The following is a 12,421-nucleotide window of genomic DNA, read 5'->3' on the forward strand; positions in this document are numbered from 1 at the left end:
GCGCGTGCGACGCCCCGCAATCGTCGACACGCCCCCGAATTCGGCGGCGTGTCGGCGCTCGGGCGGCGTCTGAGCAAGACGCCGGCGTCTACCGCAGCAAGACGCCAGCCGCCTACTCGAACCGCTGCCAGGCCGGCTTGTTCGCGTACGTGTAGCGGTAGTAGTCGGCGAGCTGCAGCCCGGCGGCGGCTTCCTCGTCGACGACGACGGTCGCGTGCTCGTGCAGCTGCAGGGCCGAACCGGGCACGAAGGAGCTGAGCGGCCCCTCGACCGCAGCGGCGACGGCCGCCGCCTTCGACGGGCCCTGGGCGACGAGGACGAGCTCACGGGCCTCGAGGATGGTGCCGAGCCCCTGCGTCATGCAGTGCGTCGGGACCTGCTCGGGCGAGTCGAAGAAGCGCGCGTTGGCGTCTCGGGTCGACGGCGCGAGGGTCTTGATGCGGGTGCGCGAGGCGAACGACGACGTCGGCTCGTTGAACCCGATGTGGCCGTTGGCCCCGATGCCGAGGATCTGCACGTCTATCCCGCCCGCGGCACGGATCGCGGCGTCGTACTCCTTGGCCGCGAACTCCAGGTCGGCGGCACGGCCGTCCGGCACCCGCACGCGCGACGCGTCGAAGCCGAGGGGCGCCACGACGTCGCGGGCGATCACGGCAGCGTACGACTCGGGGTGCTCGAGCGGGATGCCGACGTACTCGTCGAGGGCGAACCCACGGGCCTCGGCGAACGAGATCTCGCCCGACTGCACCCGGCGCTGCAGGTCGGTGTAGATGCCCTGCGGGCTGGATCCGGTGGCGAGACCGATGACGGCGGACGGCTTCTTGGCGACGACGGACGCGATCTTGGCCGCGGCGACGCGACCGACCTCGTCCGGCGTGGGCAGGATGATGATCTCCACACGCCCAGCCTACTGGTCATGACCAGTCTGCGACAGGGGTCGTGTGGGTAGCGTGGAGGCATGCCGACCCCCGACTTCGTCCTGTCCCTGCGCGAGAAGATCGGCACGGCGCCGCTCTGGCTGTCGGGCGTGAGCGCGATCGTGACGCGCGGCTCCGGCGCCGAGCGCGAACTGCTCGTGGTGCGACGGGCCGACACGGGCGCGTACACGCCGGTCACCGGGATCGTCGACCCGGGCGAGGAACCCGCCGTCGCCGCCGAACGCGAGGTCCTCGAGGAAGCCGACGTCGTCGCCGTCGCCGAACGCCTGGCCTGGGTGCAGGTGCTGCCCGAGATGACCTACCCGAACGGCGACCGGTCGCAGTACCTCGACCTGGTCTTCGCCTGTCGGTACGTCTCCGGGACGCCGAACCCCGCCGACGGCGAGAACACCGAGGCGTTCTGGGCTCGGCTCGACGCCCTGCCCGACATGTCCGAGAACATGCGGGCACGCGTCGAGGCCGGGCTGGCGGACGAGCGCGAGGCGCGCTTCCAGCGCTGACCCCACCGGCCTGGAGGCGCGGTGCCAGGCCGCCACGGGCCTCCCGTCCGCGTCCCCCGACGTTTCGGGCACAGCGACAGTCCACGCATCTGGTCGCGCGTGGACTGTCGCTCAGCGCGAGACGTCGTCGCGACTACGCGAGCGGCGCGACCGCCACGGGTGCGCCGAGCAGGCGCACGGCGACGGGGTCACCGGTGGCCCGGCGGTCGCCGACCTCGTGCTGGACGGTCACGACGGTGTCGTCGTCCAGGCGGACGGTGGTGCGGCGGATCGACCCGAGGAAGCTCGAGGTGACGACGGTGCCGGTGATGCCCTCGGGGGCGAAGGCGATGTCCTCCGGCCGGACGTAGGCGAGCACCGGGCCGTCCGGAGCCGAGGAGTCGAGCGCCGGTACCCGGAATCCGTACACGAAGACGTCGCCCCCGCGCAGGTCGCCCTGCAGCCGGTTCGACTGGCCGACGAAGTCCGCCGTGAAGGCCGACGACGGGGTGCGGTAGAGCTCTTCGGGCGTGCCGATCTGCTCGATGTCGCCCGCCTGCATCACGGCGATCCGATCGGAGACGGCGAGCGCTTCCTCCTGGTCGTGCGTCACGAACACCGTGGTGATGCCGAGGTCGCTCTGGATGCGGCGGATCTCGTCGCGCAGCGAGACCCGGACCTTCGCGTCCAGGGCCGACAGCGGCTCGTCGAGCAGGAGCACCCGGGGGCGGGTGACCAGGGCACGGGCCAGGGCGACGCGCTGCTGCTGCCCGCCGGAGAGCTGGTGCGGGTAGCGCTCGGCGAACTCGCCGAGGTGGACCATGTCGAGGGCCTCGACCACGCGGCTCCTGCGCTCGGCGGCGGGGACCCGGCGCATCTCGAGGCCGAAGGCGACGTTCTGCCGGACCGTCATGTGCGGGAACAGCGAGTACTGCTGGAACACCATGCCGATGTCGCGTTTGTTGACCGGGGTGTCGGCGACGTCCTGGCCGTCGATGCGGATCGAGCCGGCGTCGATCGCCTCGAGGCCCGCGAGCGCCCGGAGCGCCGTCGTCTTGCCGCAGCCGGACGGGCCGAGCAGCGACACGAACTCCCCCGGCTCGACACGGAGGGACAGCCCCGCGAGCGCCCGGTGTGCGCCGTAGTGCTTCTCGACGGCGTGGAGTTCGACGACGGCACCGGTGGTGGCGAGGGACGCCGGGGCTGCCGGAGCGGTGACGGTCATGCGGACTCCTGGGTGCGGGGACGACGGGTGGTGCGGGTGCGGGTGCGGGTGCGGGTGCGGCGGACCCGGCCCGTGCGACGGGTCCCGATGCGGCCGATGAGGACGAGCAGCACGAAGCCGAACACCAGCGCGGCGACCGAGAAGATCGCGGCGACGTACGGGTCGGTCCCCTGCACGAGCACGAGCCCGGTCTGGAACGTGCTGCGGGAGAGGAACGCGGCGAGGGTGTACTCGCCGAGGACCACGGTGATCGTGAGGAAGCACGCGGCGGTGATGCCCCGGCGCAGGTTCGGCAGGAGCACGCGCCAGGTGACGGTCCACCACGAGGCACCGAGTGAGCGGGCGGCCTCGGACAGGACGATCAGGTCCATCGCGGTGATGGCGGCGGCGATCGGGCGGAACGCGAACGGCAGCGTGACGATGCCGATCGCGAACGCCAGCGTCCAGGCGCCGGAGCCGAAGACCTGCGAGACGACCTGGTACACGGGGATGAACCCGACGACGAGCACCACGACCGGCACGGTGATCGGCACGATGCAGACGAACTCCAGGATGCGTCGGAGCCTCGGGTAGCGGAGCGCGGTGATGATCTGGGCGGGCAGCAGCACGAGCAGCACGATCCCGACGGTGATCACGGCGATGAGCAGCGACGCCCCGAGCCCGTCGAACACGGGCTGGTAGGTGAACGCGTTGGCCGGGTCGCCGATCGCTGCCCAGTGCGCGAAGGTCAGGCCGCCGTCGGTGCCCTGCCGGAACGTGAACTGCAGCAGGGCGACCAGCGGGACGGCGAACAGCAGCCCGATCACGGTGAGCACGGTCACTGCCGCACCACGGGACGGGGCCGTGCCGAAGCGGCGGACGCGGGACGGGCCTCCGAGCCGAACCGGCTGCGCCGGACGCACCGGGCGGACCGGCGCCGCCGCGCTCATCGCTGCCACCTGGCGGCTCGGCGCTGCAGCAGCGAGTAGGCGCCCATCACGACCGCCATCACGACGACCATGCCGAACGCGAGCACCCCGGCGACGTTCTGCAGGCCGACGAGCGTCTCGCTGGTGAGCTGCGTGCGGATCGTGAGCGGCACGATGCCGCCCTGCGAGATGAGGGCCGCGGCGGTGGCGAACGACGAGAAGCCGTTCGCGAAGAGCAGCAGGAGCGACCCCCAGAACGCCGGCGCCAGGACCGGCAACGCGATGCGGCGCCAGTACGTCAGGCGCGAGGCGCCGAGGGTCGCGGCGGCCTCGCCCCACTGGGCCTTGACGCCCTCGAGTGCGGGCATGAACGTGAGGACCATGAGCGGCACCTGGAAGTAGACGTAGGGGATGACGAGCCCGGGCACGGTGTACAGGAAGGCGCCGTCCGCGTTGAGGTCGACGTGGAAGACCGTGACCAACCACGTCGTGACGAGTCCCTGCACGCCGATCGTGGCGATGAACGCGAACGCGAGCATGACGCCGCCGAACTGGGCGAGGACGCTCGCCGCCGAGTCGATCATCGACCGGACCAGCCCGTCCGGCCGCAGTGCCGAGAGCGCCCAGCAGACGACCGCGCCGAGCACGGCTCCGATGACCGCGGAGGCGGCGGACAGGCCGAACGACCCGCCGAACGCCCGCAGCACGGACGGGTCGGCGAAGGCCGCGAGGTTCGCGAACGTGAACGCTCCGGAGCCGTCGAAGAAGCCGCTTCCGATCGCGATCACGGCGGGGACGGCGAGGAACAGCAGGACGTAGGCGGCGAAGGGGGTCAGCCCCAGCCAGGCGAGACCGACGCGGCGCCGGACACGGGGTCCGGCGCCGCGACGGACGGCATCGGCGGGCGCGGACGCCGGGCGCACGGTGCTCGGAGCGCTCGTCGCGGGCGCGTCTGCCGATGCGGTGGTCATGCTGCTCAGGACCCCATCGTCGAGGACCACTTGGCCTTGAGCACCGTCGCGGCGTCGGCGACCTGCGCGTCGGTCAGCTCGACGTAGTCCTTCGGCGCGCCACCGGCAGCGTCGAGGGCGTCCTGGTCGACCTTGCCGGACTTCTCCATCGCCGACAGGGTGGCGGGGAAGGCACCGGCCTGCAGGTACAGGTTCTGGGCCTCCGGGCTGGCGATGTACTCCTGCCACAGGCGGGCGGCCGCGGGGTGCGGGGCGTCCTTGGTGATGGCCTGCGAGTAGTACGAGCCGAGCGCCTGCCCCTTCGGGACGACGGTCTTCCAGTCCTTGTTGCCACTCGCGCCCGCTGCCGGTCCCCACGCCAGGTTGTTGTACGACCACTGGATGACCACGGGGGTCTCACCCGAGGCGACCGTGGCCTGCGTCGGCAGCACGTTCTGGAAGTTGCCGGCCTTCTTCAGGTCGCCGAAGTAGTCGACGCCCTTCGTGATGTCGTCGGCCGAGCCACCGTTCTCGAGCGCCGCCAGGTAGACGGCCGATGCTGCCTGGTTGGCCTGCGTCGGGTCACCCGCGATCGAGACCTTGCCCTTGTACTCGCTGCCGAGCAGGTCCTGCAGGTCCTTCGGGGCGTCGGAGATCTTCGACGAGTCGTACCCGATCGACATCAGGCCGGTGTAGTCACGCGTCCACGCGCCGTCCTTCTCCTTCAGGTCGGTGGGGATGTCGTCCCAGTTCGCGACCTTGTAGTCGGTGAGCAGGTCGAGGTTCTCCTGCAGCACCGCGTTGCCGAGGTCGAGCACGTCGGGCGCGGTGGACTGGCCCTTCTGCGACTTCACGGCGGCGACCTCGTCGGCGCTCGAGCCGTTCGGGTTCGCGGAGTTGATCTTGATGCCGTACTTCTTGGTGAAGCCGTCGATGATCTTGCCGTAGTTGGCCCACGACGGCGGCAGCGCGATGACGTTCAGCTGGCCCTCGGCCTTGGCGGCCTTGACGAGGGCGTCCATGCCGCCGGCGGACTGGGCGCTGGTGGCGGTCTTCCAGTCGGCGTCGCCGTCGGAGCCGGCGCTCGCGGAGCTCGTCGCCGAGCATCCGGCGAGGGTGACGATCGCTGCGGCGGCCAGCGCGATGCCGGCCAGGGTGCGCTTGTGCTGCACGGGTGGGCCTTTCGGGTGGGGGAAGGTGCTGAGGTGACCGGGGGTCCGGGTTCTGGTCGATCGTGGACGCGGCCGGTTTCCGGCCCGTGCTCCGGTGGTGAACGGCGGCGGAACAGCGGGTGCGGCTGTACGCTTTGCTCGATCTGGGCGCATGGTCGCGCCCACATCAGGCCTGGAGGCACGGATGCGGTTCACGACGACGGTCCTGCAAGCACGGAAGACGGCGACCGGACTCCCCGTCCCGGAGTCCGTCATCGAGGCGCTCGGATCCGGCAAGCGCCCCGCGGTGGTCGTCACGATCAACCGGGGCTACACCTACCGCTCCACCGTCGGGGTCATGGACGAGCAGTTCCTGGTGCCGCTGTCGGCCGCACACCGTGAGGCCGCCGGGATCGCCGCAGGGGACACCGTCGAGGTCGCACTCGAGGTCGACACCCTGCCCCGGACCGTCGACCTGCCGGAGGACCTGGCGGCCGCGCTGCAGGAGGCCGGCGTGCGTGCGGCGTTCGACGCCCTGTCGAACTCGCGGCAGCGGGCGCTCGCCGACCCGGTCACGCAGGCGAAGGCGCCGGAGACCCGGGCCCGGCGGATCGAGAAGGCCGTGGAGGCCCTGCGGGGGTAGTGGTGCGGAGCGGGGGGGGCGGGCTGGGGGGTTGGGCGGCCAGGTCGTTTCGGGCGTACCTGGTCGTTTCGGGCGTACCTGGTCGGAAGTTCTCGCCAGGTATGCCCGGAAGCACCAGGTATCGCGGGCGTTCTGGGAAAGAACGGGCGGGCTCAGGCTCCGAGCTCGACCAGGACCCGCGGGATCTCGGTCACGAGTTCGCTCGCCAGGTACCCGAGCGGCCCGACCTGCACCGCGAGTCGGTCGCCTGCGGCAGCGTGCACGTAGGACGCCCACGCCACGGCCTGTGCCGGATCGGCGCCGCGGGCGAGCAGGCCGGTGACCGCACCGGACAGCACGTCCCCACTGCCGCTCGTGCCGAGACCGCCGGAGCCGGTGCCCTTGAGCCACGCCCGACCCTGCGGTGTGGCGATGGCGTCGCCGAGGGCCACGACCGCACCGAAGCGGTTCGCGATCGCCACGGCGTCGGCCACGTCGTCGTCGCTGCACTCACGCCCGAGCAGGCGCTCGGCCTCGCCGGAGTTCGGCGTCATCACGAGCCGTCCACGCAGCGGCTCCAGGCGGTCCCGCACGTCGGCGGCCACCCCGAGGGCGAAGGCGTCGAGCACGACGGTGGTGTGCGGACCGACGACGTCGGCGAGTCCGGCCACGAGGTCACGCGAACCGTCCGGCTCGTCGAGCCCCGGCCCGACCAACACGGCGTCGGCACTCGACGCGCTGTCCGCGATGCCCTCGATCGCGCCGACGGCGATGTGCCCGTCCTGGTCCTCGTCGAGGGGTTCGACCCCGGACTCGGGCACCGCGACCGCGACCTCGTTCGCCACGCTCCGGCCGACCGCCAGGGTGAGACGACCGGCGCCCACCCGGAGTGCGGCGAGCGCGGAGAGCATCGCTGCGCCCGGGGTCCGAGCGGCGCCGCCGACGATGAGCACCTGCCCGCGGCCGTACTTGCCGGCACCGGGTTCGGGCAGTGGCCAGTCCCGCAGGAAGTTCGGGGTGACGGGTTCAGTGGACATGCTCGTCGTCCTTCCGGCCGGTGTGCTGGGTGACCTCGTCGTCGTCCAGGTGCCCGACGGAGGAGAACTCCTCGAGCACCCACGGCGATCCGGCGTCGTCGCGACGGAGTCGGGTGAGGGAGGCGTTGGCGACGGCGTGGGTCCGGGCGAACTCCATGAGCGCCGGCTCGTCGAGGTCGAGGCACACCGCGACGGCGAGCATCACCACGGCGTCGTGCGCGGCGATCACCAGGCGCTCGGCGCCGTCGACCCGCTCGACGTCGCCGAGGAGCGACCGGAGCCGGAGCATCACATCGGCCCACGACTCCCCGCCCGCCGGCCGGTGGTAGTACTTGCCGAGCCACTGCCGGCGGCGTTCCTCGTCCGGGTACCGGTTGCGGACGCCCTGCAGGGTCAGCAGGTCGAGGACGCCGAGTTCGCGGTCGCGCAGCCGCTCGTCCACCCGCTTCTCGGGTTCGGCGAGGCCGGCTGCCTCGAGCGCGATCGCGATGGTCTGTTGTGCGCGGAGGTACGGCGACACCCACAGCGCGACGGGGACGTCGTCGATCCCGCGGTCGGCGAGCTCCTGCCCGAGGGCCCGGGACTGATCGGTGCCGAGCGGGCTGAGCGGGACGTCGGCGTCCCGGAACTCGACGTCGATGACGTCGTCGCCCGCTGCTTCGGCCCGAGCCGCCGCGACGTTCGCGACCGATTCGCCGTGACGGACGAGCCAGATCTCCTGCACTGCCATGCCGCCACGCTAGCCAGAGCGTGCTGTGCCGGTTCACCGGTGCCGAACGGCCACCCCGTGCGGTGCCGGAGGGTCACCCGCGCGGCGCCGCACGGTCACCCCGCGCGGTGCCGAGCGCTCCGGACCGGGCGGACCGCGCACGGGAGCCCCGCCGCCCGGAGTCGCAGTGCCAGCGCTTCGAGGTCGAAGAGGTCTCGCCACTCGAGCCGGATGATCGTCCGGACACCCGGCACGGTGAGCAACCGACCGTGCCGCCGCTTCTCGTCGAGGAACACCTCGGTCGGGCTCCGGCCGCCCAGGTAGCGCTCCTGGGAGTACTTGGCCCGTCCGTCGATCTCGACGACGACCCCGTGGTCCGGGAACCAGAAGTCGACCGCGGACCGACGGCCGTCCACGACGAACTCCTGCTGCAGCACCGGCGCAGGCAGTCCGAGCTCCCGGAACACGACCCGAGCGAGCGACTCGGCCGGCGACCCGGACCGACCGTCGGCCAGGTCGAGCACCTGCTGCGCCAGGGCTCGGGCGCGGGCCTTCGGAGGAACCGCTCGTCGGAGGTCGGCGTCGTCGAACCCACGTCGCAGCGCGGCGTCCGCGATGACGACGCCGGCCCGCAGGTCGCCGGACATCGCGATGTCGACGACGGTCCGGGGCACGGAGGTGACGGCGATCGCACCGACCGTGATCCGTTCGGCCCGGCCGACGGGTCTCGTGTGCAGGACCAGCTCGGCGCTCCTGCCCCGGTACATCGACTCCGGCACCGTCGCGTGCACCGGGACGTCCCACCCGCCGAGCGCCGGGAGACCGTGCAGGGCCGCCGCGGACAGGTGCGAGGCCGTCGCCCGCGTGCCGAGCCGTCCGAGCCGCGCGAAGACCCGGGTGACGTACCGCTGACGAGGCCCGGCGGCGTCCCACGCGGCGCCGTCGACGAAGGCGTTCGGTCCGACCCGGACCAGGCGGCCGACACCCTGGGTCCGGGTCCGGCGGCGCAGGGTGGTGGCATCGAGGCCGGCCTCGTGCATGGCGGAGGCTCGGAGGATGGGCAGCGACTCGTTCATGCACGTGACGATGCCCGCTCAGCCACCCGCTCCTGGGGCCGATGTCGGGAACTGTGGACGGGCCTCCAGGCCTGGGCGGTTGTGGAGGGGAGACGTTCCTTCCCAGAACGGCCGCGATGCCAAGCGGAACCGGGCGTACCTGGCCGGAAGTTCCGACCAGGTACGCCCGATTCGACCAGGTACGCCCGATTCGACCAGGCCGCCGCCCCCGCGCAACACGACGCCGAACGGAACGCACCCGTGTCCCGTCCGGCGCCGCGGTCTCTCCCCGACCGAACGCCGGGCCCGCTGCCTCAGGCCCGACGCACGCGCAGCGTCACGATCTCGAACGGCCGCAGGGTCAGTACGACCGGCTCCCCGGCCGACCACGAGCGCTCCAGGGCCCGCTCGAGCAGGTCGACCTGCGACACCGACTCGACGTCGAACCCGAAGGAGACCCCGACGTCCGACGCCCGGCCGCCGAGTCCCTCGTACAGTCGCACGACGACGTCTCCGGAGCGGTCCTCGGCGAGCTTGACGGCCTCGACGAACACCTGCGGCGACGACACCGTGACGAGCGGCGCGACCTCGGCCGACCCGGGGACGCTCCGTACCGGCAGGTTCAGCCGGTACCCGGAGTCGGCGGCGTCGAGCACCGAGGCCCCGATCCGCAGCACCGTCCGGAACACGTGGTGCCCCTGGTCGGCGTTCGGGTCCGGGAACGTCGGCCCGCGCAGCAGCGACTCCCGCACGAGCGTGGTGATCCCGCCGTCGGGCCGGGTCTCGCGCGTGATGTCGTGGCCGTAGGTCGAGTCGTTCGCCACGGCGACGCCGAACCCGGGCTCCGCGACGTGCACCCAGCGGTGTGCCGAGGTCTCGAACCGGGCGTGGTCCCACGAGGTGTTCTGGTGCGTCGGCCGGTCGATGTGCCCGAACTGGATCTCGCTCGAGGCCGACGACGCGAGCACGTCGATGGGGAACGCGAGCTTCAGCAGCTTCTGGTGCTCGTGCCAGTCGACCTCGGTCTCGACGGTCAGCTCCGGTTCGCCCTGCACGGCGGAGTAGCGCGTGGTGAGCGTCGACGATCCGAAGGACCGTTCCACCACGAGCGAGGAGCCGTCGACCGAGACGGACGACGCCGACAGCACCGTGCCGTTGCGCTGGTACGCGCGGTCGATGTCCCACGCCTCCCACTGGTTCGGGGTGTCGCGGAACACCGTGTACTCCGCCGCCGCGGCGCCGGGCGCGATCGCGTCGCGTCCGGTGGCGTGGTCGACGAACGAGACGACGTGGCCGGCGGCGTCGATGGTCGCGGTGACGACGCCGGTGTCGAAGACGAAGCGGTCGCCGCTCCGGACGGGAGGCACGGGTCGCGGCGCGTGGACGACCGAACCTGCCAGGGCGGTCACGTCCCCTGCCGCGACCGGCGAGGCGTTGAAGCGCACGACCGACGCGGCGCCGGCGAGCGCCGTCGGCGCGCTGCCCGCGAGCGCCGTCGTCGCGCTGCCGATCAGCCCCTCGAGCACCTCGGCGACCCGGGCGTACTGCTCCTCGGCGTTCTCGTACACCCACGCGATCGAGGACCCGGGCAGGATGTCGTGGAACTGCTGCAGCAGGACGGTGTGCCAGGCGTCCTCGAGTTCGGCGTACGGGTACTCGCTGCCGAGCCGGACCGCCGCCGTCGCTGCCCAGAGCTCGGCTTCGCGCAGCAGGTGCTCGGAGCGGCGGTTGCCCTGCTTCGTGCGGATCTGCGACGTGTAGGTGCCGCGGTGGAACTCGAGGTACATCTCCCCCGACCAGACCCCCGGCGTCGGCAGCTCGGCTTCGAGCTGCTCGAACACCTGCGCCGGCGTGCCGAGTGTGACGTGTGGCGACCCGTCGAGGTCGTGCTGGCGGTGTGCGGCGCCGACCATCTCGCGGGTGGGACCGCCGCCGCCGTCGCCGAAGCCGTACAGGAGCATCGAGGTGTTCGCGGTGCCGCGTTCCTTGTTGTTCCGTTCGCCGCGGCGCAGGTCGGCGGGCGAGACGTCGGAGTTGTAGGTGTCGGCCGGGGGCAGGTGCGTCAGGACGCGCGAGCCGTCGATGCCCTCCCAGTGGAACGAGGTGTGCGGGATGACGTTCGTCTCGTTCCACGACGGCTTCTGGGTGACGAACCACTTCGACCCGGCGGCGCGGACGATCTGCGGCAGGGCGCCCGAGTAGCCGAACGAGTCGGGGAGCCAGGCCTCGGGGGTGTCGATGCCGAACTCCTCGAGGAAGAAGCGCTTGCCGGCGACGAACTGGCGGGCCAGGGCCTCGCCGCCGGGCAGGTTGGTGTCCGACTCGACCCACATGCCGCCGACCGGGATCCACCGGCCCTCGGCGACGCGCTGCTTGATGCGGGTCCAGATGGACGGGTACTCGTCACGGATCCACGCGTACTGCTGCGCGGACGAGCAGGCGAAGGTGAAGTCGGGGTCGCGGTCCATCAGGTCGAGCACGTTCGAGAACGTCCGCGCGCACTTGCGCTTCGTCTCGCGCACGGGCCACAGCCAGGCGGAGTCGATGTGAGCGTGCCCGACCGCGATCGCGCGGTGGGCGGCGGGGCTGGCGGGGACGGCGAGCACGGGCGCCAGGACCTGACGGGCGTCCGCGGCGGTGCCGGCGACGTCGTCCGGGTCCAGGGCGTCGGCGGCGCGTTCGAGTGCCCGCAGGATGTCGGCGCCGCGGGTGCCGTCGGTGGGGAGCTCGGCCATCAGCCCGCGCAGCACCCAGAGGTCCTGCTGCAGTTCCCACACGGTGTCGTCGCGCTCGACGACCTCGAGGGCCTTCAGGCGGTAGATCGGGTCGTCGCCGGCGGTGGAGCGCGAGCCGAGCGGCGTCGCACCCTGGAACGAGTCGCCGCCGATGTCCGGGTTCGCCCCGGCCTCGATCCAGAGCTCGAAGGACTCTCCCGGGCCGACCTCGAGCGGCACGGTGTCGTTCCGCGGCTCGATCGCCTTGATCGTGGAGCCGTCGGCGCGGAACGCGAGTCCCTCGGCCTGGAAGCCGGGCTGCCGCTTAGTGAACCCGAGGTCGACGAGGAGCTCGGCGGTGGTCCCCGGCGCGGTGCCGAAGTCCGCCGGCACGGTCCCGGTCACCCGGAACCACGTCGTGCCCCACGGGCGTCCGCCCCAGTGCGACCCCACCGTGAACGGTGTGTACGTCTCGCCCACGGCGGCGTCGAACGGCACCGGTTCGTCCGGCACCTCCCACGCCTCGATCGTCACCGGCGCCGAGCGACGGAGGACGGCGGGGTCGACGCGGTCGCGCACGAGGCGGGCGATCCGGGCCTCGACGAGCGGTTCGTCCTGGTGCATGTGCTTCCT

Annotated in this window: 11 protein-coding genes; 2 read left to right on the forward strand and 9 right to left on the reverse strand. The window is 72.2% G+C overall.

Features of this window, described 5'->3' with window-relative positions:
- Window positions 1–112 precede the first annotated feature (112 nt).
- On the reverse strand, window positions 113–898 hold the full coding sequence (gene nagB, locus BIU89_RS06760; RefSeq protein ID WP_071245367.1) for a glucosamine-6-phosphate deaminase: 786 nt from the start codon (window positions 896–898) through the stop codon (window positions 113–115).
- Between the two features lie 60 nt (window positions 899–958).
- On the opposite strand from nagB, the gene BIU89_RS06765 reads away from it, so the two are divergent.
- Window positions 959–1,438 carry an NUDIX hydrolase gene (locus BIU89_RS06765; protein ID WP_027466654.1) on the forward strand — a complete coding sequence of 160 codons (480 nt, stop codon included), beginning with the start codon at window positions 959–961 and terminating at the stop codon, window positions 1,436–1,438.
- Between the two features lie 133 nt (window positions 1,439–1,571).
- On the opposite strand, the gene BIU89_RS06770 is transcribed toward BIU89_RS06765, so the two are convergent.
- The 4 genes from BIU89_RS06770 to BIU89_RS06785 all read right to left on the reverse strand — a co-directional run bounded on the left by BIU89_RS06770 (window position 1,572) and on the right by BIU89_RS06785 (window position 5,672).
- Window positions 1,572–2,642, reverse strand: a complete 1,071-nt coding sequence (locus tag BIU89_RS06770) for an ABC transporter ATP-binding protein (protein ID WP_071245369.1) — start codon at window positions 2,640–2,642, stop codon at window positions 1,572–1,574.
- A complete protein-coding gene (locus tag BIU89_RS06775) occupies window positions 2,639–3,463 on the reverse strand; it encodes an ABC transporter permease (protein WP_441294449.1) in 825 nt (274 codons plus the stop codon). Before BIU89_RS06775 ends, BIU89_RS06770 begins: the two co-directional genes overlap by 4 nt.
- Window positions 3,464–3,567: 104 nt before the next feature.
- Complete coding sequence (locus BIU89_RS06780; protein WP_027466657.1) at window positions 3,568–4,521, reverse strand: ABC transporter permease; 954 nt, start codon at window positions 4,519–4,521, stop codon at window positions 3,568–3,570.
- Between the two features lie 5 nt (window positions 4,522–4,526).
- Complete coding sequence (locus BIU89_RS06785) at window positions 4,527–5,672, reverse strand: ABC transporter substrate-binding protein (protein ID WP_071245371.1); 1,146 nt, start codon at window positions 5,670–5,672, stop codon at window positions 4,527–4,529.
- A gap of 184 nt (window positions 5,673–5,856) precedes the next feature.
- On the opposite strand from BIU89_RS06785, the gene BIU89_RS06790 reads away from it, so the two are divergent.
- Window positions 5,857–6,294 carry a YdeI/OmpD-associated family protein gene (locus BIU89_RS06790; protein ID WP_071245373.1) on the forward strand — a complete coding sequence of 146 codons (438 nt, stop codon included), beginning with the start codon at window positions 5,857–5,859 and terminating at the stop codon, window positions 6,292–6,294.
- A 152-nt stretch (window positions 6,295–6,446) separates the two neighbouring features.
- On the opposite strand, the gene BIU89_RS06795 is transcribed toward BIU89_RS06790, so the two are convergent.
- The 4 genes from BIU89_RS06795 to BIU89_RS06810 all read right to left on the reverse strand — a co-directional run bounded on the left by BIU89_RS06795 (window position 6,447) and on the right by BIU89_RS06810 (window position 12,412).
- Window positions 6,447–7,310 (reverse strand): NAD(P)H-hydrate dehydratase, encoded by an 864-nt coding sequence (locus tag BIU89_RS06795; RefSeq protein WP_071245375.1) that lies wholly within the window; start codon window positions 7,308–7,310, stop codon window positions 6,447–6,449.
- Window positions 7,300–8,040, reverse strand: coding sequence for a histidine phosphatase family protein (locus BIU89_RS06800; RefSeq protein WP_027466661.1), 741 nt, complete (start codon window positions 8,038–8,040; stop codon window positions 7,300–7,302). Before BIU89_RS06800 ends, BIU89_RS06795 begins: the two co-directional genes overlap by 11 nt.
- Before the next feature lie 95 nt (window positions 8,041–8,135).
- Window positions 8,136–9,095, reverse strand: a complete 960-nt coding sequence (locus BIU89_RS06805) for a hypothetical protein (RefSeq protein ID WP_071245377.1) — start codon at window positions 9,093–9,095, stop codon at window positions 8,136–8,138.
- A 293-nt stretch (window positions 9,096–9,388) separates the two neighbouring features.
- Window positions 9,389–12,412, reverse strand: coding sequence for an alpha-mannosidase (locus BIU89_RS06810; RefSeq protein ID WP_071245378.1), 3,024 nt, complete (start codon window positions 12,410–12,412; stop codon window positions 9,389–9,391).
- Window positions 12,413–12,421 lie beyond the last annotated feature (9 nt).

The sequence above is a fragment of the Curtobacterium sp. MCBA15_005 genome, from assembly GCF_001864855.1.
Taxonomy (GTDB): Bacteria; Actinomycetota; Actinomycetes; order Actinomycetales; family Microbacteriaceae; genus Curtobacterium; species Curtobacterium flaccumfaciens.

What these genes read in the sequence shown, in the direction of transcription:
- BIU89_RS06765 (WP_027466654.1), top strand. Translation starts at nt 959, where the DNA reads ATGCCGACCCCCGACTTCGTCCTGTCCCTGCGCGAGAAGATCGGCACG.
- BIU89_RS06770 (WP_071245369.1), bottom strand. Translation starts at nt 2,642, where the DNA reads ATGACCGTCACCGCTCCGGCAGCCCCGGCGTCCCTCGCCACCACCGGT.
- BIU89_RS06780 (WP_027466657.1), bottom strand. Translation starts at nt 4,521, where the DNA reads ATGACCACCGCATCGGCAGACGCGCCCGCGACGAGCGCTCCGAGCACC.
- BIU89_RS06790 (WP_071245373.1), top strand. Translation starts at nt 5,857, where the DNA reads ATGCGGTTCACGACGACGGTCCTGCAAGCACGGAAGACGGCGACCGGA.
- BIU89_RS06795 (WP_071245375.1), bottom strand. Translation starts at nt 7,310, where the DNA reads ATGTCCACTGAACCCGTCACCCCGAACTTCCTGCGGGACTGGCCACTG.
- BIU89_RS06800 (WP_027466661.1), bottom strand. Translation starts at nt 8,040, where the DNA reads ATGGCAGTGCAGGAGATCTGGCTCGTCCGTCACGGCGAATCGGTCGCG.
- BIU89_RS06805 (WP_071245377.1), bottom strand. Translation starts at nt 9,095, where the DNA reads ATGAACGAGTCGCTGCCCATCCTCCGAGCCTCCGCCATGCACGAGGCC.
- BIU89_RS06810 (WP_071245378.1), bottom strand. Translation starts at nt 12,412, where the DNA reads ATGCACCAGGACGAACCGCTCGTCGAGGCCCGGATCGCCCGCCTCGTG.